Source organism: Pseudomonas sp. A1230 (genome assembly GCF_044218825.1).
In the GTDB taxonomy this organism is placed as follows: Bacteria; Pseudomonadota; Gammaproteobacteria; order Pseudomonadales; family Pseudomonadaceae; genus Aquipseudomonas; species Aquipseudomonas iridis.
This window is the reverse complement of the sequence record NZ_CP162582.1, coordinates 4,838,435-4,859,044: the sequence shown is the minus strand read 5'-3', so window position 1 is coordinate 4,859,044 and position 20,610 is coordinate 4,838,435. Positions and strand designations below refer to the sequence as shown.

The window sequence follows — 20,610 nt, the reverse complement described above, 5'->3', positions numbered from 1 at the left end:
CGGCAAAGGCATCCGAACAGTTTTTCCACAGCGCGGTATAACCCCTTCGACTATGGGGTTGTTTCAGTGTGGCGGGCTAACCGCTATACTTGCGCCCGCCTGCGAACCGTGGCCGCAGGCGTGAATAGCCACCATTGAGGGTGAACGCGTGAACCTAATTATGAAAATGCTGGCTGCACCAGCAACCGTACTGGCCCTCTGGGCTGTCAGCGCTCAAGCTGCGACGAACGACGACATTGCCAAACGCCTCGAGCCCGTCGGCCAGGTGTGTGTGCAAGGTCAGGAATGCAAAGGGATGGAAGTGGCGGCGACTGCCGGCGGCGGTGATGCCAAGACTCCAGACTCGATCATTGCCAAACATTGCAACGCTTGCCACGGCACCGGCCTGTTAGGCGCGCCGAAAATTGGTGACACCGCAGCGTGGAAAGAGCGCGCCGATAAGCAGGGCGGCCTCGACGGCATCCTGGCCAAGGCGATCACTGGCATCAACGCCATGCCGCCTAAAGGCACTTGCGCGGATTGCTCGGATGCCGACCTGAAAGGTGCAATCGAGAAGATGTCCGGCCTGAAGTAGGGCGTACTGCTGATGAAAAAAACCGTCTTTGGACGGTTTTTTTGTGTCTGCGATTCAAGAGCCCTCACCCCAGCCCTCTCCCAGATGGAGAGGGGGCCGACCGAGGTGTCTGGCGTCCGACATCGACCTGAAAGACTTCATCGATTATGGATTCGGCACAACCTCTTTCACGTCGATTACGGATTCGGTAGAGCACTTTCAGGTCGATGTAACTTCAAAGCATCCCCCAATCAGTCCCCTCTACCCCCGGGAGACGGCAAGCGATCTCCAGCCATAAAAACTTCCGTGGCCGACAATCGTCCAGGACTTTGGGCTGTCCTTTGCAGCAAACTCAAGGCAATCTCGGTCTACCCCTATCAACGGAACGGGCGGGAGGCTTCAGATGGTGCAGTTGTGTTCGATCGAACAGGCAGTGGATGACGTGCTGGCGCGGTTGCCGGCGCATATCCACATGGGCCTGCCGCTGGGGTTGGGCAAACCCAATCACTTCGTCAACGCGTTGTACCGGCGCATCAAAGGGCTGCCCGATCGGCAACTGACGATTTACACGGCGCTGTGTCTGGGCCGTCCGAGTCTGGGCGACGGTTTGCAGAAACGCTTTATCGAGCCCTTCGTCGAGCGAGTCTTCGGTGACTACCCGGAATTCGATTTCCTCGCCGATCTGCACCGCGACAGCCTGCCCGCCAACATCCGCATTCAGCAGTTCTTCATGCAGCCCGGCAGCCTGCTCAACAGCGCGCCGGCCCAGCAGGATTACGTCAGCAGCAACTACAGCCATGCCGCCCGTGACATCAACGCCGCCGGCCTGAACCTGGTGGCGCAACTGCTGGCCAGCAGCAGCGAACATCCCGACCGTCTGAGCCTGAGCTGCAACCCGGACATCACCCTCGACCTGTTGCCGATGATCGCCAAGCGCCGCGACGCTGGGGAGACCATTTTGCTGGTCGGCCAGGTTCATACCCAGCTGCCGTACATGCCCGGCGACGCCGAGGTTGATATCGACACGTTCGACTTGCTGGTCGACGAGAAGGACAGCAGCACACTGTTTTCCACCCCGAACATGCCCGTCGGTTTTCAGGATCACTTCATTGGCCTGCATGCCAGTGTGTTGGTGCGCGACGGCGGCACGTTGCAGATCGGCATTGGCTCGATGGGCGATGCGCTGACCGCCGCACTGTTGGCGCGCCAGGCCGATAACGCGGGTTATCAAGCTTTGCTCGCGGATGTAAACCTCAGCCAGTGGGCGCAATTGATCGAGCGCGAGGGCGGGACGGGGCCGTTCGCCAAAGGCCTGTACGGTTGCAGCGAAATGTTCGTCAACGGCCTGTTGGTGCTGGCGGATGCCGGGATTATCCGGCGCAAGGTTTACCCGGATGTGCCAACCCAAGAACAAGCCAACGCCGGCACTCTTGATGAAGCGGCGCAGACCGACGGCATCTCGGTGCATGGCGGCTTCTTTCTTGGCCCCCGCAGTTTCTACGAGCGCCTGCGTGAATTGCCGCAGAGCAAGCGCCTCGAATTCAACATGACCCGTATCAGCTACATCAACGAGTTGTACGGGCAGGAAGAGCTCAAGCGGGTGCAACGCCTTGATGCGCGCTTCATCAACACGGTGTTCAACATGACGTTGCTCGGAGCCGGTGTGGCCGATCAACTGGAAGACGGCCGGGTGCTCAGCGGCGTCGGCGGGCAGTACAACTTCGTCGCCCAAGGTCATGCCCTGCAAGGTGCGCGATCGATGCTGATTCTGCGCAGCTGGCGCGAGTCCGGTGGTGAGGTGAATTCGAACATCGTCTGGGAGTACGGTCACTGCACCATCCCGCGGCATCTGCGCGACATAGTGGTTACCGAGTACGGCATCGCCGACCTGCGCGGCAAAACCGATGCGGCCGTGATCGAAGCGCTGCTGAATATCAGCGACTCGCGCTTCCAGCCGGGACTGATCGAGCAAGCGCAGAAGGTCGGCAAGCTGCCGAAGGATTTCCGTATTGATCCGCGCTTTGCCGACAACACGCCAGAGCGTTTGCAGGCGATTGCCGCACGCCATCCGAATCTGTTTCCGGAATATCCGTTGGGTTGTGATTTCACAGCGATCGAGCGGGATTTGTTGCGGGCGTTGAACTGGCTGAAGAGCAAGTTCAAGTTGACCGAGATTCTGGAGCTGGGCAAGGCAGCGCTGGATGCGCCGCAGGCTTCGCTTTATCCGGAGCATCTGGAGCGGATGCAGCTTGCGAACCCGGAAGGCTTGAAAGAGGACCTGTTCCAGCGCCTGTTGCTTACCGGCCTGAAGGCCACCGCGCAATAGACACCGACCCAGAAACCATTGTGGGAGCTGGCTTGCCAGCTCCCACAGGTATCAGGGGGTGGGGCTTGCGGCTTTCAGCAGTTACTCGATGAAGGTTACAACGCCATCCTTCAGCGATTGCACGCGGGCCAGCGACTCAACGCGATAGCCCTGCGAATCCAGTTCGGCACGGCCGCCCTGGAACGACTTCTCGATGACGATGCCCAGACCGGCGACGGTGGCGCCAGCCTGCTTGATGATCGAGATCAGCGCCTGGGATGCCTTACCGTTGGCCAGGAAGTCGTCGATGATCAGCACGCGGTCGCTGCTGGTCAGGTGACGCGGGGAGATGGCCACGGTGCTTTCAGTCTTTTTGGTGAACGAGTAAACGGTCGCCGACAGCAGGTTTTCAGTCAGGGTCAGGGACTGTTGTTTGCGTGCGAAGATCACCGGCACGCCAAGGTTCAGACCGGTCATGATCGCCGGGGCAATGCCCGAGGCTTCGATGGTGACAATCTTGGTGATGCCCGAGTCCTTGAACAGCGAGGCGAATTCGTCGCCGATCAGCTTCATCAGGGCCGGGTCGATCTGGTGGTTCAGAAAGGCGTCGACTTTCAGGACCTGATCGGAAAGCACGATGCCTTCTTCGCGAATTTTCTTGTGCAGTGCTTCCATGAAGCTTTTCCTCTATTGGCGCACGCGCGCCCTAAACTTGAAAAGTGGTCAATTCTAGCGCTTTAACATCGCGCGTATATCAGCCAATGCGCTGTTGCCACGCACGGCTTTGACTTCGGTCGGTGTATCGTCGTTGCCTTCCCAGGCCAGATCGTCCGGCGGCAGTTCATCAAGGAAGCGGCTAGGCGCGCAATCGATGATCTCGCCGTACTGTTTGCGCTTGGCGGCGAAGGTGAAGGCCAGGGTCTGGCGGGCGCGGGTGATGCCCACGTAAGCCAGGCGGCGCTCTTCTTCAATGGTGTCGGCTTCGATGCTGGAGCGGTGCGGAAGAATTTCCTCTTCCATGCCCATGATGAACACGTAGGGGAATTCCAGACCCTTGGACGCATGCAGGGTCATCATCTGCACACCTTCGGCGCCGTCCTCTTCTTCCTGCTGACGTTCCAGCATGTCGCGCAGGACCAGTTTGCCGATGGCGTCCTCGACGGTCATTTCGCCTTCTTCGTCCTTCTCAAGGGTGTTTTTCAACGCCTCGATCAGGAACCAGACGTTGCTCATACGGTAATCCGCAGCCTTGTCGCTGGAGCTGTTGGTGCGCAGCCAGTTCTCGTAGTCGATGTCCATGACCATGCTGCGCAGGGCGGAGATCGGGTCCTCACCGGCGCATTGCTCGCGCACTTTGTCCATGAAGCGCTTGAAGCGCGACAGGCGATCGGTGAAGCGGCTGTCCAGATGTTCGCCCAGGCCGATTTCATCGGTGGCGGCGTACATCGAGATCTTGCGTTCGGTGGCGTAGTTGCCGAGTTTTTCCAGCGTGGTCGAGCCGATCTCGCGGCGCGGCACGTTGATCACTCGCAAGAAGGCGTTGTCGTCGTCCGGGTTCACGATCAGGCGAAAGTAGGCCATCAGGTCCTTCACTTCCTGGCGGCCGAAGAAGCTGTTACCGCCGCTCAGGCGATACGGCACCTGATGGTGCTGCAGTTTCAGCTCGATCAGCTTGGCCTGATAGTTACCGCGATAGAGGATGGCGAAATCGCTGTACGGGCGGTCGGTGCGCAAGTGCAGGCTGAGGATTTCCATGGCCACGCGCTCGGCTTCGGCGTCCTCGTTGCGGCAGCGGATCACGCGGATCTCGTCGCCGTGGCCCATCTCACTCCACAGCTGTTTTTCGAATTCGTGCGGGTTGTTCGAGATCAGCACGTTGGCGCAGCGCAGGATGCGGCTGGTGGAGCGGTAGTTCTGCTCGAGCATCACCACTTTCAGCGACGGGTAGTCATCCTTGAGCAGCATCAGGTTTTCCGGCCGCGCGCCGCGCCAGGCGTAGATCGACTGGTCGTCGTCGCCCACCACGGTGAACTGATTGCGCGTGCCGATCAGCAGTTTTACCAGCAGATACTGGCTGGCGTTGGTGTCCTGATATTCGTCCACCAGCAGGTAGCGGACTTTGTTCTGCCACTTTTCGAGAATGTCGGCGTTGTCCTGGAACAACTTCACCGGCAGCAGGATCAGGTCGTCGAAGTCCACTGCGTTGAACGCTTTGAGCGTGCGCTGATAGTGGGTGTAGACGATGGCGGCGGTCTGTTCCTTGGGATTGCGCGCGTTTTCCAGCGCTTCGGCCGGCAGGATCAGGTCGTTTTTCCACGAGCCGATCATGTTCTTGATCTCGTCGACGCCGTCGTCGCCCGCGTATTCCTTCTGCATGATGTCAGTCATGAGGGACTTGACGTCGGTCTCGTCGAAGATCGAGAAGCCCGGTTTGTAGCCCAGCCGCACGTGTTCCTTGCGGATGATGTTCAGGCCCAGGTTGTGGAATGTACACACGGTCAGGCCACGGCCCTCGCCACCCTTGAGCAGGCTGCCGACCCGCTCCTTCATCTCGCGCGCAGCCTTGTTGGTAAAGGTCATGGCGACGATGTACTGGGCGCGGATGCCGCAGTTCTGGATCAGGTGCGCGATTTTGCGCGTGATCACACTGGTTTTGCCGGAGCCAGCGCCGGCGAGCACCAAAAGAGGGCCGCCGACGTAGCTCACGGCTTCTTGCTGCCGGGGATTGAGTCGGGACATACGAAAATTCGGGAGTCGTTGACGAAATGGGCCGGCATTTTAACAGGCTCAGCGATTTGTGCTGCTCTGTCCGACTTGTGACGCACCACGCGATTCAAATTTGCCGGTTTTGTTACTTTCACGCAGGATGCATGGTGATTTTGCGGCTAATGTTCTCATTCATGACGCGTATTCGGTTTTTGATAACCGTTGTCATTTGGAGATTGGTCTGCGCACCGGCATAATGCCCGCCGCCCACATCATTGCAGAGTCTAGGGAGTCAGCTTGACTACGCCTGTCGAACCCTTGCGTTTGCTGTTACTGGCCGAAGAGCCAGCGTGGACAGCGCTATTGCGCGAGTGTCTGGCGCCAATGGGGAGCGCGGCAGTTCTGATCAGCGCACCGAACTGGGAGTCGGTCAGCCGTTTGTTCGAAGACAACCGCAACGCGGTGTTGTTGACCCTTCCTGCATTACAACCGGCGCCGGGCCGTTGCAGCCTGCCGACGGTGTTGCTGCTGGAGCACGAACCGGTCACCGCGCCCGTTGGCGTCAGCGACTGGCTGGTGTTCGATGCCCTCGACGCTGGCATGCTCCGTCGTTGCCTGCGCCACGTTCGCGAACGCGGCGTACTGGAAAACACTCTGCAGCGCCTCGCCGAACAGGATCCGTTGACCGGTATCGCCAACCGTCAGGGCTTCCAGACCTTGCTCGCCGCGCGCCTGGCGGAAAACGACGGACGAGGCCTGGCCCTCGGGCATCTTGACCTCGACAACTTCCGTCACGCCAACGACGCCCTAGGTCATCAGGCTGGCGACCGCTTGATCCTGCAAGTCGTTGCGCGGTTGAAAAGTCAGCTGGAGGCCGGTGATCAACTGGCGCGCCTGGGGAGTGACGAATTCGCCCTGCTGATCGACACCCGCCGCGCGCCGCAACGCGCCGAGTGGATGGCCGAACGCATCACCGAAGCCCTGGCCGAACCCTACTGGGTCGACGGCGAAAGCTTGTTGATCGGTTCCAGCCTCGGCATCGCCCATGCCCGCGCGCAGGGTGGCGCCGACCCGTTGATGTGGCATGCGCACATCGCCATGCAGCAGGCGAAAAGCACGCAGGGCTGCACCTTTCACATCTTCAACGAACGCATCAACCGCAACGCGCGGAGCATGGCCGACCTCGAAAGCGAACTGCGCCGGGCCTTGCGTCGCGACGAGCTGGAGCTGCATTACCAGCCGCGCCTGAATATCGAAGACGGCCAGATCGTCGGCCTCGAAGCCTTGGTGCGTTGGCGCCATGGTGAACGTGGGCTGTTGCCACCCAGTGAATTCGTGCCGCTGGCCGAGCAGAGTGGCTTGATCGTGCCGCTGGGTTACTGGGTGATTTCCAGGGCCCTGCGCGACATGCAGGCCTTGCGCGAGCGCGGTTTGCCGGCGCTGCACATGGCGATCAACCTGTCGTTCCGTCAGTTTCAGGACAGCCAGTTGCTGCCGACGCTCAGCCGTTTGATCGCCGAACGTGGCGTCGAGGCGCAGTGGCTGGAGTTTGAACTGACCGAAACCGCAGTGATGCGCCGCAGTGACCTGGTCAAACAGACCATGGACGCCCTCGGCCGCCTCGGCGTGCGCTTCTCGCTGGACGACTTCGGCACCGGGTTTTCATCGTTCGTGCACCTCAACAGCCTGCCGATCGCTTTGCTGAAGATCGACAAGAGCTTCGTCGGTGGCATGGAACAACGCGAAGAGAACCGCAAACTGGTGCACGCGATGATCAACCTCGCGCACAACCTGCATCTGGAAGTAGTGGCTGAAGGCGTGGAAACCACGGAGCAACTTGAACTGCTGCGCGGGTTTGGTTGCGATCAGGTGCAGGGGTATCTGATCAGCCGGCCGTTGCCGTTGGCGGAACTGGTTGAATATCTCACCTTCGGCTCAAGCCAACAGCCAGCGCTTGAAATCGTGAGCTGAACACAATCTCCGGGTTAGGCATTAATCCCTGTGGGAGCGAGCCCGCTCGCGAAAGCGGTGTGTCAGGCAAAGATGATTTGACTGACCGATCGCATTCGCGAGCAGGCTTGCTCCCACAAGGTGAAACTCATTCAGGCTGAGGGATGTTGAAGCCCCGAGATTGCGGCTCACGCCGAATCATGCGCTTCATCTTCCACTCGAACGCCAGCGTCAGACTCACTGCCGCACACGCCAGCCCAAGCGCCAACCCCCACCAGACACCCGTCGGCCCCCAGTTCAGGTGAAACGCCATCCACCACGCCGCTGGCGCACCGATCAGCCAATAGCAGCCGAGCCCGACCAAAAACGTGGTCTTCGCGTCCTTGAGCCCACGAATGCAGCCCATGGCAATCGTCTGCGTACCGTCGAACAGCTCAAACCACGCCGCTACCGCCAGCAGGCTCACGGCCAGTTGGATCACCTCGGCAAACGCCGGATCGTTATGGTCGAGAAACAAGCCGATCAACTGATTCGGCAGCAGCCAGAACACCATCGCAAACCCCAGCATCGCCACTGCGCCGAACACGATCCCGACTCGCCCCGACATTCGCGCATCGACCAATTGCCCCGCGCCGTAATGCTGACCGACACGCATGGTGATGGCGTACGACATCCCCGCCGGCACCATGAATGCCACCGACACGATCTGCAAAGCAATCTGATGCGCGCCCAGTTGCGTGCTGCCCATGGTGCCCATGCACAGCGCGGCGAAGGCGAACAGCCCGACTTCCACCGCATAGGTACCGCCAATTGGCAGACCGAGGCGCCACAGCTCCTTGAGGTACTGCCGGTTCGGCCGCGACAACCCTGCGCGCAATGGATAAGCGTCGTACGCCGGATGCCGATGAATGTGCCAGGCCAGGGCCAGCGCCATGCAGTTGGCAACGATCGCCGTGACCAGACCGATGCCCATCAAGCCCAGTTTCGGCAGGCCGAACATGCCGGTGATCAGCGCGTAATTAAGCAGGAAGTTCGCCACTGTGCCGACCAGGCTGATGACCATGACCGGCGTCGCCCGGCCGATGGCACTGGTGAAGCCGCGCAGGGCCATGAAGCTCAGATAGCCGGGGAGGGCGAACGGCAGGGCAATCAGGAATTGCCCGGCGGCGTTGACGTTGGTTTCAGTCTGGCCGAACAGCAGCAACACCGGTTTCAGGTTCCACAACAGCAGCCCGGCACCCAGCGCCATCAGCCACGCCAGCCACAACCCGGCCTGGGTCAGGCGTGCGGCGCCAATAATGTCGCCCGCGCCCTTGCGGATCGCTACCAGCGTGCCGACCGCCGCTATCACGCCAATGCAGAAAATCGACACGAACGAGTAAGTCGCGGCGCCCAAGCCGCCACCGGCGAGCGCCTCAGGGCTCAGGCGCGCCATCATCAAGGTGTCGGTCAGCACCATCAACATATGCGCCAACTGCGAGGCAATCAACGGCCCCGCCAGCCGCAGGATGGCCCAGAGTTCAGTACGCACAGGATGCTGCATGGTCATCACCCGCCATCAATCGAGGGAACAAGAGACCGTCGATTCTCGGCGCTTGGAAGGGATTGCACAAAGGGATAAAAAGGATGGCTGGCATGATTAAAACTCATCATGAAAGAATTCTGCTAAGTTGGCCGTATCCCGCTACAGGAGCTTTATGCATGTCCCGTCGACTTCCTCCGTTGTATGCCCTGCGCGCATTCGAAGCGGCAGCGCGACATAGCTCGTTCACCCGTGCGGCCGAGGAACTGTCCATCACCCAGAGTGCGGTGAGTCGGCACATTCGAACGCTTGAAGATCATTTCGCCTGTCGACTGTTTCATCGCAGCGGACGCAATTTGCAGCTGACCGAAGCGGCGCGCCTGCTGTTGCCGGGCATCCGCGAGGGCTTCACAGCGCTGGAGCGCGCCTGCAACACCTTGCGTGCCGAGGACGACATCCTGCGCATGAAGGCGCCATCGACCCTGACCATGCGCTGGTTGCTGGCGCGCTTGAGTCGCTTCCGGCATTTGCAGCCGGGCAACGAGGTGCAGTTGACCAGTGCGTGGATGGACATCGACTCGGTGGACTTCAACGATGAGCCGTTCGATTGCGCGGTGTTGTTGAGCGACGGCCATTTTCCGCTGGACTGGGAGGCCAGCCTGTTGTTTCCCGAGGAACTGATCCCCGTTGGCGCGCCCAATCTGCTGCACGATCAACCTTGGGACGTGGCCCGACTGGCGGCTGCCGAGTTGCTCCATCCGACCCCGGATCGCCGCGATTGGCGCAGTTGGCTGGAGCACATGGGGTTGGCCGATCAGGTGTCGCTCAAGGGCGGGCAGGTGTTCGACACGCTGGAGTTGGGGATGATCGCTGCGGCGCGGGGTTACGGCGTGTCGATGGGCGATTTATTGATGGTGGCTGAAGATGTGGCGCAAGGCCGCTTGAGCCTGCCGTGGCCTACGGCTGTCGCCAGTGGCCTGAATTATTACCTGGTGTGGCCCAAAACCCGTCCGGGAGGTGAACGTTTGCGTCGTCTCAGCGACTTCCTGCAAGGCGAGGTCCGCGCCATGGAACTGCCGCCAGTTGCGCGCTTGAGCTGAAACGTTAGAGCCGCCACAATGCCGGCCTTGTGCCATAACCCTGCTATTCGCTCAAGTATTTGGCGCTGCCGCCGAATACGTGCATGTGGAACCGTCGTGCCGGTGTCCACGAGTGACCCCCAACTATTAGAAAATTATCCGAGTCGAGATCAAGGAGGATCCCGTGGCTCGGCCAGGAGCTGACCATGTCTCAACCTCGCGCTCGGATCGCCTCGCAGCTGGGCCTCGCGCTCGCCGTGATACTGGCGATTGTCATCAGCGGCAGTACAGTCTTTGCCTTGCGTTCGCTGGATAACGCCAACCTTGCCACCCGTGAAGAGCACCTGGCCAGTGAGGCTCGGCTGCTGGCCGACCAACTGAGCACCTTCCACGGCACGTTGCGTGAAAGCACTCAGCGCTTGAGCGGGTTGTTCGAGAAGCGCTTCAGCGCCGGTTTGAGCATTCACCCGAGTGAGCCGGTAACGGTTGCCGGCACCCAGACCCCGGGTCTGCACCTGGGCAGCGAAGTGTTGAACAACAACTTCATGGAAGTCGACGAGTTCACACAAATGACGGCGGGCGTTGCCACACTGTTTGTGCGCAGCGGCGAAGACTTCGTGCGGGTCAGCACCTCCCTGACCAAACAGGATGGCAGCCGCGCCATCGGCACCTTGCTCGATCATGCGCATCCGGCCTATGCGAAGCTGATGGCGGGGCAAAGCTACGTCGGCCGGGCGTTGCTCTTTGATCGTTCTTACATGACCCAGTACACCCCGGTGCGCGATGGCAGCGGCAAGGTGATTGCGGTGCTGTTCGTCGGCTTCGATTACACCGACGCGCAGAACGCCCAGTTCGACAACCTCAAGCGCTTCCGCATCGGTCAGACCGGTTCGCTGGCCCTGCTTGATGAACAGAACAAATGGCTGGTTGCGCCAGCAGGTGTGCAAGCGCTGGATCAAGCGATCCCGGTGATCGGCGGCATGTCCAAAACGCCGGGCAAAGGCCATTTCTGGAGCGACAAGTCTGAAGACTTCTACAGCGTTTCGGTGCCCTTCGACGGCGGGCCGTGGGCGGTCGTGGCGAGCATGCCGAAAGCCGAGATTCGTGCAGTGACCTGGAGCGTCGGCACGCAACTGGCCATCGGCAGCCTGCTGGCGATGCTGCTGGCGGTTGGCTCTGTGGTTTGGTTGCTGCGCAGCAAATTGGCGCCGCTGGGTGACCTGGTACGTCAGGCCGAGGCCTTGGGGGCCGGTGATCTGAGCGTGCGTCTGAACGTGTCGAGCAACGATGAAATCGGTCAGCTGTCTCGCGCCTTCAACCAGATGAGCCAGGCACTGTCGACCATGGTCGAGCACATCCGCCTCGCCTCGGAAGAGGTCAACAGTCGTGCCCAGGCGCTGTCCGGTTTGTCCGGCGGCGCGTACGAAGGCATGGAGCAACAGTCCGGCGAAATCACCAGCATGGCCGGTGCGGTTGAAGAGTTCAGCGCGACGTCGCTGGACATTGCCGACAACATGGGCGCAACCCAGCGCCTGGCGCAGGAAAACGCTCAGCAAACGCAGATCGGCCGCAGCTCGATGGAAGAAGCTTCGTCGTCTCTGGAGCAGATTGCTGGCGCCCTGAACAGTACCGCAACAGTGATCAACACTCTCGGCCAGCGCTCCCAGGAAATTGGCGGCATCGTTGGCGTGATTACCTCGATTGCCGAACAGACCAACCTGCTGGCGCTCAACGCTGCGATTGAAGCGGCCCGTGCCGGTGAACAAGGCCGCGGCTTTGCCGTGGTGGCTGATGAAGTGCGCAGCTTGGCCTCGCGCACCCGTCAGGCGACGGATGAAATTTCCAGCATGATCCACAGCATCCAGCAGGAAACCGGCAACGCAATCAGCACCATGGAGCAGGGCAACGTGCTGATGCAGGAAGGCTTGTCGCGTAATGCCAACGTTGCTTCGGCACTGGCGCGCATCGATGAGCAGAGCCGCTCGGCGGGGCAGCAGTTTGCGGCGATCACGACGGCGACTCAGGAGCAGAGCAGCACGGCGACCTTGCTCAGCAGCAACCTGCAAAGCATTGCGCTGGCCAACAGTGAGCAGCGTGAAGTTGTGTCGAACCTCGCGGTCACTGCCAAAGAGCTGGAGAAACTGGCGGCGGACTTGCGTTCCGAGGTGGATCGCTTTCGTTGATGCGCCACTGAAATAGCTTCGCGAGCAGGCTCGCTCCCACAGTTTTCTGGGTGGCTCACAAATCTTGTGAGCATCCGAAAATCCCGTGGGAGCGAGCCTGCTCGCGAATGCGTCGCCGCCGATATGGCAGATCACCCTGTATCTCCTTCATTCGTACTTGCTGAAACGTTTCCGCAGCGCTATAAAAATGGCACAACTCCAATAAAGGCTGCTGCCATGACCCCGCTCAAACTTGTCGCCGCACTCGGCGCACTGTCCGCTGCCTCCCATGCCATGGCTTGGGATTACGTCCTCCTCGACACTGACAAACCCGCGCAAAACTGGACCGTCACCAGCGAGCAACTCGGCGTGAAAACCGACAAGCCTTTCTCTGTGAGCCTGCGAACCTTGCACGGTGGGCGGCAGGAAGGCGTGAGTATTGTCGACATCGATAACGGCACGATGAAGCTCTCGGTGGTGCCAACCCGTGGCATGAATGTCCTGCACGCTTCCGTTGGCAGCGTGCGGATGGGCTGGGATTCGCCGGTCAAGGATGTGGTCAACCCGGCATTCATTGAGCTCAATGGGCGCGGTGGTCTGGGCTGGCTGGAAGGTTTCAACGAGTTGGTGACCCGCTGTGGTTACGAATGGGTCGGCCATCCCGGCATGGACAAGGGTGAGCTGCTGACCCTGCACGGACGCGCCGCCAACATCCCGGGCAGTACCGTCACGTTGCATATCGATGAAAAGCCGCCCTACGCCATCAGTTTGCGCGGCGAACTGAAGGAGCAGGCGTTCAAGAAAGTCGACTTTTCGGTCGTTACTGAACTGGTCACCGAGCCTGGCAGCGTGCGTTTCGCACTCAACGATACGTTGACCAACAACGGCGATTATCCAAAGGAATACCAGGCGCTGTATCACAGCAACTTCAGTACGCCATTCCTCGAACAGGGCGCACGCTTTGCTGCACCGGTAAAACAGGTGTCGCCTTTCAACGACAAGGCCAAGGGCGATTTGGCCGACTGGCAGACCTACCGCGCCCCAACCAAGGACTATGACGAAACCGTCTACAACGTCGTGCCCTATGCGGATGCCAAAGGCGAAACCCTGACCGTTTTGCACAACAAGGCCGGTAGCCTCGGTGTCTCTGTCGGTTTCAATACCCGGCAGTTGCCGGTGTTTTCCCTGTGGAAAAACACTGACACCCAAGGGCAGGGCTATGTCACGGGACTGGAGCCGGGCACCAGTTATTCCTACACCCGCCGCTATCAGCGTCCGCTGAATCTGGTCCCGACCATTGCACCCAAGGAACACAAACAGTTCCAGATCAGCTACAGCCTGCTCGCGGACAAAGCTGCCGTGGATAACGCCTTGAAGCGAGTGACCGAAATTCAGGCCGGGCGTGAAACCGAAGTGCGGCAAGCGCCGCTGGTCGATCTGACCGAGCATTAAGGCGTCGCCGGCCGGTATTGCAGCGCTTCGGCCAGGTGCTCACGTCTGATTGCATCGACTTGCTCAAGGTCTGCCAGTGTGCGGGCAACCTTGAGTAACCGATGTGCCGAGCGAAGCGATAAAGTCAGCCTTTCGCAGGCTGACTCCAGCCAGGTTTCGTCGGCTGTGGATAACTTGCAGTGCCTTTTCAGTCCAGGCAAATCGAGAAATGCATTGGCGCAGCCTTGACGCTTCAGCTGCCGCTCACGCGCCTCGGCCACCAACGCCGCGGCGCTGGCGCTGTCCTCTCCCGGTTTCACTTGCGGGTTCAACGCCGTCGCTTCCCGCGCCACCGTCAGGTGCAAATCGATCCGGTCCAGTAACGGCCCCGAGAGCTTGTTGCGATAGCGCTGCACCATGTCCGGCGTGCACGAGCACTTGCCACTCGGCTCGCCAAGATATCCACAGGGACACGGGTTCATCGCCGCCACCAACTGAAACCGCGCCGGGAAACGCACACGATCCTTGGCCCGGGCAATCACGATATGCCCGGACTCGAATGGTAGGGGTGATTGCTAAACATTTATTTTCTAGCAATCACCCACCTTCACCGGCTGCATTGAGGGCAGGTCAGGCAGATTTTGTGCTGTCTGATATTTGTTTCGCGATTTCTATTATTTTCAGGCAGTCACCAACTGACATAAAAGCAACTTCGTCTTGAAGCTCAGCTGGTGGTTCCGAGTTGACCGGCATATTTAGGTTATCGGCCAACGCATAAAAGTCCATCTTGGCATCAGCAAGTTTAAGTATTGCTAACACGGAGAAATCAGTTAGATTAGGAATGTATCTAATGAGAAACTCCACACCTTGCTTTTCAGCCAGAGAAATTTCGTGCGATGTAATGGGGGCTTTTTTTATGGTTTCAAAATACATAGATTTGGAAAGGATGTAGTCATGGTGCTTTATCAATCCCTGAAAAAACATACCAGCTACTAATATCATGTTAGCGTATTCATACCCCACTGTATGGGTAACATTGATTGTCTTGTTATCCTCAGCAAAGGTTTCTAAGTCATGTGCAAGCTGGGAGAATTCGCCAAAATCATTCTGTGCTTGACGGTTTACTATATCAACCAACTGTTTCTCATCTACATCCGAATATTTTCCGATTTTATAATGAGCCATAACCTTGTCGGCGACAGCACATCTAAACTTAGCCATCAATTCAGTGTTATTAATTAAGGTGAGAGTATGCCGAGCAACCACCTGCTGAGGTCCATCAGGGCCATCAATAGCTGATATAGAGTTTAGTGTACCTCTGTAAACATCAAATGGCACGCCACTCGTTTCCGCAAATTTTTTTGACTCTTGATTACCTTGACTCGCCCCGTCTAGTTCTTCCAAGATGAAGAGAAAGGCCATGTCACGATTTTTGATTTTCGATATTGTTTCTTTTGCAATTGCACAAGCTGCATAGTCCAGTCCCTTGTTATAAATTAGCTCTTCAAGAGATGGTTTTTTCCTGAAAAATCCAAACATTGACTGAAATCCTTTTTTGTTTATGGTGATGATAATTAGGCTTGGCAGAAATTGCCGTAGGTTGAGGTTCATTGATTGTATCAAAGTGTGCAAGGCGTAATCAATTCAGGAATGAGTGGTGAAGTTTTTTGAAGATTACGGTTGGCCTCTGTTTATGATTAAGGTGAGACCTTAAATATATTTTTAATTCGCTATTGACATGATATTTAGTTGAGTTTAAGCCATTAATTGAATGCCATAAAAATTTAAAACTCAAAAAAGCTCATGAAAACTGAAAAATAACGTCGAAGTTAATTTTCAATTAGATAACAGAATTGGGCAAAATTCTCCATATTTTAATTCGCTGTATTTATATACATGAAAGATTTTGCAGGCTTTAAAAACGGCTATTTTATGAATGTTAATTCTTGCAGCAATTACTGGCAATCGACGCCTTTTGCTTATTAGCGAACTTTGTTCGCAATATCCAGATGCTTTTGATTTTGACCTTCTTGGATAACTCTTAAATAAGTGTCGCAAGTTGATTTAATAAGTTTTTTTGACCGTTTTTGATTTTTAAAAAAAACAGCTTTTTTACAGATTGGAAAGTAAAAATATTTATTTATTTGACAATCATGCACGGCATGGTATTTGTATTAGTAACAAACAATAATAACTTACATGATATTTATTCCACAACGCATAATCCTTAAAAATCTTACTCCTGAATTTTTCTTTGCGGAATGTGAAAGGCAGTATGTTTTTGAGCGAGCCATCGAAAAAAAGATGATTGCAAAGGAACGTCTTGAAAATAAGTTAAATAACTCATCAAAAAGAAAGCGTGAAAACATAGCCAAAGAAATAAGAAACCTTAAAAATAAATTCACTTGGGTTGCCACTTGCAGTGAATATAGATGCTGGAAGATACGACATAAATACATTCTAGCTGGCGATTTGGACGAAATCGTCAAAAATATCACGTTTGTTTTCGAGAGAATTCAAGAGCAACTAATAATAAAACAGAGAAACCTTGACAACGATGACTCCGGCGAGAGTATTTTTTCACGCATAAAGAATGATTGGGATATCGGTTATGGTATCAAAATAAAGGACATTAAAGGGTCAACTATAAAAGACAAGCTCATCAACATTGCTGATGAGAAAAGACTTAAATCACAAATAAAACGAATACAAAAACAAAGAAGCGAACTTTTAAAGCTGCACTCAGGTTTGATTGGTTCTGGTCGAGCATTTGAGATTTGTAGTGATGAAGTTGTTCGCAATAGAGAAGCTGACGAAGCCAGCCAGCTTGATTACATCATGAAGAAATCTCTTGTTAATGAAAACAACAAGAAAATCCCGCTATGGAAAGTAGCAAGCACTGAAAAGCAAAGATTTGCTGAGATATTTATTCAAGTCTCATCGTTGGACGCCTACGCCAAACAACTTGACTACAAGCCTCTTTTCATAACTTTTACTGCTCCGGCAAGATTTCATCCAAAGCCGTCGAAAGGCGTTAGTTCTTGGGACGGTTCAACCCCAAAGGATAGCAATGATTACTTGAAAGGCTTATGGAATGCTTTTAGAAAAGACATTCATAGACATAAGATTGAGATGAATGGTTTCTGGGCTGTCGAACCTCACAAAGACCAGTGCTTTCATAAGCATGCTTTAATGTATGTTAATAAGAAACACTATGAAGAATTAGTAATCTTGATTAACAAGCATTTTAGGCACTCGGAAAACGCCGTAAGAATTGAAGAAATTGACACAAAGAAAAGCAAGGCAACATCATACGTGATGAAGTATTTAACTAAGTCATTCAATATGGATTTCGAGTTGAAAGGCGGCGTCCTAAATATCGATAAGTTGGAAATCTCAAATCACAAAAAAGTTAGAGCAGTTCAAGCTTTGTGGGGTGTGCGTAGATATGCAATGTTCGGCGTTAAGAACACGTTATCACTATGGAGAGAACTGAAAAGAAAACCATTCTTGAAAGGCAAGAATGAAGTTATTGATAAGGCGTTCACATTCGTGGGCAAGAACGATTTCATTGGGTTCTCTATATTTGTAAATGGAAAGCTAAAAATAATGAGGCTATACAGCAAAATACAAGTCTTTAAGAATGACCTGCTCGGTGATGTTTTCGGAAAAAGATTAATAGGTAAATACATAATTGATTTGAGCACAAAAGAAATGATTGATATAAAAGCAAATTACAAAATTATTGATACTGCATTGCTTGATGCTGCCGAGCCGCAATAAATAAATACTTATCTATTGATTATTTATAATCGCATGTTATATTGTTAGCAAGAACAGGAGATTATGAGCATGCAACTAATAAGGGTAACTAGCAAAAGAAAAGAAATCTTAAAGTATACAAAAAAACTAGGTCTTTTTGGTTTGTATAAAGATGTTAAGAATGCACATAACAAAAGTGTTTGTCATTTGATTTTTGATCCATTAGATTACACATTCAAGGTGCTGGTAGACCAAAGTAGAGTTCCTTACGAATATCAAGACGAGTGTATAAAAGACCTATAACAAAGCCAGCGAATGCTGGTTTTTTTGTGCCTGAATTTTGTCATGAAAAATATGTATTTATTTGACTTTGCTTTTATTTGTGCTCTAATAAATATATATAAATAAGAAAGGGGCACTAATGAAAAAACCAAAAGCAAAAGCAAATCTTAAAGTTTGCACCATCACACTCGACGCTGAAACACATAATCAATTTAGAGAAATTGCCAATGCTCACAAATTTCCGTTGTCACGCTTTATAAATGATTGCATGAAAGAATACTTGAATGTAAGCAAGGTTAACGGGTTCAACAAAGATGTAATGCTACAAGTGGGGATTAGAAACTTTCAAACCCAAGACAAATAAAAGCCCTGATAGGGCTATTTTTTTAACTGTGGTTTTAGGTCAAACGTAACCGCTCTTTTGTTTGCCATCTGTGCTTTAAAAGCTTGTTCAAGCTGTTTTGCTGCCGCTGGGTCTCTTTCCTTAATTTCATCAAACACTTTATAAAAGTCCTGCCTTAAATCATATTGGCGTTTCACCTCGCCAGTTCTCTCATAGATAAGATTTTGTCTATCCATGTATCTATGTCCCGCAATGTCGCTTTTACTACTTCCCGTGAACAGGGGTTTTTTAAGTTTTTTCTGTATGCTTTCAAACGCATCAACGAGTTCATCGTTAGAATATGTTGAATAGTTACCCTCAACCTTATCGCTCTCAGGCTCTGTAAGCAGCTCTGGTGCTATCGGTGTGCAAAGGTCATCTACGACAGGCTCGGTTGATTTTGACGGTTCTATGACTTCCTTAGGAGCTTGTGCGGCTGGTATATGGTTGGGAGTTTCAAACTCGCTCATCAACTCATCTATCAAGTCGTCATTGGTGGCTGCAACCTGTTCTTGTTCAACCTGCTTTGTTGGTTCTACTGGCTTCGCTGGTGTGGTTTGAACAGGTGGAGCAATGACAGGCTCAACTGGCTTAGGTGGCTCTACGGCCACCGTAGGGGCTTCTGGTGCTGGTTGTGGTTTAGGTTCTGGCTTCTTATTCATCGAAGCATATTGCTCTTGAATTTTCTTCAACTCTTCTAAATCTGCTGGGGTAGGTTTGTAACCTTCAAGCTTGAACCCTTTGTTTTCCAAGCCCATCAATTGAAATTCAAGCCATATATTTTTCTTAAAGAAATTAGGGCCATTCACTGTGAATGATTGCGGTGGTTTGGCGTCGGCAACAAGCCTTTGAATACCAGCCTTCGCTGACTGTCTTGATAAGTCACTGAATGAGACTTTTGACGGGTCTTTGTAATACTCGAATGATTTCTTGCTGCTGACTGAATTATAGAAATATTCAACCTTGTCACTATGCTGAATAAACTTGAACTTAGTGGCAAGCACTGAGTTAGGCTTAATTTTTTTCATGTAGTCGGGTTCTGCTTCGGTTGAAGCAATAGAGCAGCCTTCGTATTCCTTAACGTTATGCTTGTTTTTCAAAGTTTGCTCAAAGCCAGTGTCTTCACCTAATTTTGCTTTGAGTGTTTTGTAAGATAAGCCAAGCTCGGATGCTTTGAATATCTGGTCTTCATGTTGAACGGAAAAGGAAGATTGCCCATTATGAATGATGTTGTATCCGTTATCTGTGATTTTGTTTATGAAGTCACTTGGAGAGCTAGACTGTTGCAGGAAGACTTTTAAATCAGCTTTCATTTCTTCTTTATTTGAAATTATTCCGCGTACTTCAAGCATGCGTTCATTAGATGATGGAAGCTTCTCGGAATACTTTTTATTGATTGCATTGGCAATTGCTCTTTTCTTAACGGCTTCACTTTTACCTTTTAGGTCTGGATGCTTTTCCAATCTATCAATGTCTGTTGCAATCCTGTTCTCTGGTTTCATTAGTCCATATTTGTTTTCTAACTTGTCACATTCTCTTTCTATCTTGCGATAGTCGTTGCCAACGTTATAGCAATTACCATCAAAATCTTTTATCGACCATACAATGTGAACGTGAACCTCGTTTGTGTCGATGTGAACACCTAACGCATACTTTCTGTTTGAAAGTTTATGCGTAGCCTCATAAAGTTCTTTTGCAATATCTCGGGCTTGCTCCGGTGTGATATTGTCATTTGTGTGAAAGCTAACAACGTCATGTTGAGTTCTAACTGAATGCTTTCTACCTTTCTTGTTGTCAGTAACATCACTTTCAATTGATTTTGATATTGCTTTCGCAATGTCTTTCTTTGAAGCATTCAAAGGCATGTAGATGTTTGACTCGAATAAAATACAGCCTTCTTCTTTGTTGAAATATTTGGCTGTTTTGTAAATCGCTGATTTAGATTTTTGAGTGCTTAGCTTTTCACGTATCATGACTTACCTACGATGGTTAACTTCTCCTTTTTTAGCTTGTCCAATTTTTTAGTAAGTATGATTATGTTTTTATCAAGAGCATTTATTTGCTGAATAATATCAAGGGGCGGTTCTTCTTTTGCATTTAGACTTTTGGCGATTTGATTTAAGTTGTTCCCATATCCGCCTAGCAACTTTTCAATCTTATCAATATCTTGTCTAAGCTCGGGATGGGTGACTTCAATAACTTCACTGATGCCATTATTAACGATGTGTGAAATAAAGCCGGACTGGCTCTTACCTATCAAATCTCGTTGATGTTCAATTTTAATGTAATCACTTTCGGATACTCTTACATTCAATTGTCTTGGTTTTTTATTGTCATTCATACATTCCTCATGGTTGTTTATTTGTTTTTGATTTTAATTTTTCAAACGTAGTGCGAAAAATCGAGCGTAAATGTAAGCAATGAACGGAGTGAAATTGCTATACATTTACATTGCTCGCATATAAAGAATTCAAAC

Annotated in this window: 14 protein-coding genes and 1 pseudogene; 8 read left to right on the top strand and 7 right to left on the bottom strand. The window is 53.1% G+C overall.

Translation table 11 applies throughout. The features are described from left to right. The first annotated feature begins 148 nt into the window (after positions 1-148). Together AB4P97_RS22765 and AB4P97_RS22760 are read left to right on the top strand one after the other, a co-directional pair. Complete coding sequence (locus AB4P97_RS22765) at positions 149-574, top strand: cytochrome c5 family protein (RefSeq protein WP_181818469.1); 426 nt, start codon at positions 149-151, stop codon at positions 572-574. Positions 575-956: 382 nt separating this feature from the next. Then, entirely contained in the window at positions 957-2,879 is a 1,923-nt protein-coding gene (locus AB4P97_RS22760) for an acetyl-CoA hydrolase/transferase C-terminal domain-containing protein (protein ID WP_395601654.1), read from the top strand. Between the two features lie 81 nt (positions 2,880-2,960). Here AB4P97_RS22760 and AB4P97_RS22755 read toward each other — a convergent pair whose 3' ends face one another. Both AB4P97_RS22755 and rep read right to left on the bottom strand, forming a co-directional pair. Further along, positions 2,961-3,533 carry a xanthine phosphoribosyltransferase gene (locus AB4P97_RS22755; RefSeq protein WP_042561733.1) on the bottom strand — a complete coding sequence of 191 codons (573 nt, stop codon included), beginning with the start codon at positions 3,531-3,533 and terminating at the stop codon, positions 2,961-2,963. A gap of 54 nt (positions 3,534-3,587) precedes the next feature. Beyond that, the gene (gene rep, locus AB4P97_RS22750) at positions 3,588-5,597 is read right to left on the bottom strand and encodes a DNA helicase Rep (RefSeq protein ID WP_042561732.1); all 2,010 of its coding nucleotides are present in this window, start codon (positions 5,595-5,597) and stop codon (positions 3,588-3,590) included. Between the two features lie 264 nt (positions 5,598-5,861). Between rep and AB4P97_RS22745 the strand changes: the two genes are divergently transcribed. Beyond that, a complete protein-coding gene (locus AB4P97_RS22745) occupies positions 5,862-7,535 on the top strand; it encodes a bifunctional diguanylate cyclase/phosphodiesterase (RefSeq protein ID WP_042561731.1) in 1,674 nt (557 codons plus the stop codon). 127 nt (positions 7,536-7,662) lie between these two features. Here AB4P97_RS22745 and AB4P97_RS22740 read toward each other — a convergent pair whose 3' ends face one another. Continuing rightward, entirely contained in the window at positions 7,663-9,057 is a 1,395-nt protein-coding gene (locus tag AB4P97_RS22740; protein ID WP_042562248.1) for a NorM family multidrug efflux MATE transporter, read from the bottom strand. Between the two features lie 158 nt (positions 9,058-9,215). Here AB4P97_RS22740 and AB4P97_RS22735 point away from each other — a divergent pair, with 158 nt between their 5' ends. From AB4P97_RS22735 to AB4P97_RS22725, 3 genes are all read left to right on the top strand, one after another. After that, a complete protein-coding gene (locus tag AB4P97_RS22735; RefSeq protein ID WP_115146625.1) occupies positions 9,216-10,136 on the top strand; it encodes a LysR substrate-binding domain-containing protein in 921 nt (306 codons plus the stop codon). Positions 10,137-10,321: 185 nt separating this feature from the next. Next, positions 10,322-12,298, top strand: coding sequence for a methyl-accepting chemotaxis protein (locus tag AB4P97_RS22730; RefSeq protein ID WP_273877343.1), 1,977 nt, complete (start codon positions 10,322-10,324; stop codon positions 12,296-12,298). Between the two features lie 216 nt (positions 12,299-12,514). Beyond that, a complete protein-coding gene (locus AB4P97_RS22725; protein WP_395601653.1) occupies positions 12,515-13,729 on the top strand; it encodes an aldose 1-epimerase family protein in 1,215 nt (404 codons plus the stop codon). Here AB4P97_RS22725 and AB4P97_RS22720 read toward each other — a convergent pair. Further along, positions 13,726-14,271, bottom strand: a pseudogene (locus AB4P97_RS22720) (ATP-binding protein); the annotation flags it as partial. The gene AB4P97_RS22725 and the pseudogene AB4P97_RS22720 sit on opposite strands and share 4 nt — an antisense overlap. 67 nt (positions 14,272-14,338) lie before the next feature. Further along, complete coding sequence (locus AB4P97_RS22715) at positions 14,339-15,247, bottom strand: hypothetical protein (protein ID WP_395601652.1); 909 nt, start codon at positions 15,245-15,247, stop codon at positions 14,339-14,341. Between the two features lie 660 nt (positions 15,248-15,907). Between AB4P97_RS22715 and AB4P97_RS22710 the strand changes: the two genes are divergently transcribed. Together AB4P97_RS22710 and AB4P97_RS22705 are read left to right on the top strand one after the other, a co-directional pair. Then, on the top strand, positions 15,908-17,491 hold the full coding sequence (locus AB4P97_RS22710; protein ID WP_395601651.1) for a replication endonuclease: 1,584 nt from the start codon (positions 15,908-15,910) through the stop codon (positions 17,489-17,491). Positions 17,492-17,891: 400 nt separating this feature from the next. Then, positions 17,892-18,116 (top strand): hypothetical protein, encoded by a 225-nt coding sequence (locus AB4P97_RS22705; RefSeq protein WP_138726225.1) that lies wholly within the window; start codon positions 17,892-17,894, stop codon positions 18,114-18,116. A 14-nt stretch (positions 18,117-18,130) separates the two neighbouring features. On the opposite strand, the gene AB4P97_RS22700 is transcribed toward AB4P97_RS22705, so the two are convergent. Continuing rightward, positions 18,131-20,107, bottom strand: a complete 1,977-nt coding sequence (locus tag AB4P97_RS22700; protein ID WP_395601650.1) for a relaxase/mobilization nuclease domain-containing protein — start codon at positions 20,105-20,107, stop codon at positions 18,131-18,133. Continuing rightward, entirely contained in the window at positions 20,104-20,475 is a 372-nt protein-coding gene (locus tag AB4P97_RS22695) for a plasmid mobilization protein (RefSeq protein WP_157711847.1), read from the bottom strand. Before AB4P97_RS22695 ends, AB4P97_RS22700 begins: the two co-directional genes overlap by 4 nt. Between the last annotated feature and the right edge of the window lie 135 nt (positions 20,476-20,610).

Bases quoted from the DNA above. Each gene is read 5' to 3' on its own strand.
- AB4P97_RS22760 (WP_395601654.1), top strand. From the start codon at position 957: ATGGTGCAGTTGTGTTCGATCGAACAGGCAGTGGATGACGTGCTGGCG.
- AB4P97_RS22755 (WP_042561733.1), bottom strand. From the start codon at position 3,533: ATGGAAGCACTGCACAAGAAAATTCGCGAAGAAGGCATCGTGCTTTCC.
- rep (WP_042561732.1), bottom strand. From the start codon at position 5,597: ATGTCCCGACTCAATCCCCGGCAGCAAGAAGCCGTGAGCTACGTCGGC.
- AB4P97_RS22740 (WP_042562248.1), bottom strand. From the start codon at position 9,057: ATGCAGCATCCTGTGCGTACTGAACTCTGGGCCATCCTGCGGCTGGCG.
- AB4P97_RS22735 (WP_115146625.1), top strand. From the start codon at position 9,216: ATGTCCCGTCGACTTCCTCCGTTGTATGCCCTGCGCGCATTCGAAGCG.
- AB4P97_RS22730 (WP_273877343.1), top strand. From the start codon at position 10,322: ATGTCTCAACCTCGCGCTCGGATCGCCTCGCAGCTGGGCCTCGCGCTC.
- AB4P97_RS22725 (WP_395601653.1), top strand. From the start codon at position 12,515: ATGACCCCGCTCAAACTTGTCGCCGCACTCGGCGCACTGTCCGCTGCC.
- AB4P97_RS22715 (WP_395601652.1), bottom strand. From the start codon at position 15,247: ATGTTTGGATTTTTCAGGAAAAAACCATCTCTTGAAGAGCTAATTTAT.
- AB4P97_RS22710 (WP_395601651.1), top strand. From the start codon at position 15,908: ATGATATTTATTCCACAACGCATAATCCTTAAAAATCTTACTCCTGAA.
- AB4P97_RS22705 (WP_138726225.1), top strand. From the start codon at position 17,892: ATGAAAAAACCAAAAGCAAAAGCAAATCTTAAAGTTTGCACCATCACA.
- AB4P97_RS22700 (WP_395601650.1), bottom strand. From the start codon at position 20,107: ATGATACGTGAAAAGCTAAGCACTCAAAAATCTAAATCAGCGATTTAC.
- AB4P97_RS22695 (WP_157711847.1), bottom strand. From the start codon at position 20,475: ATGAATGACAATAAAAAACCAAGACAATTGAATGTAAGAGTATCCGAA.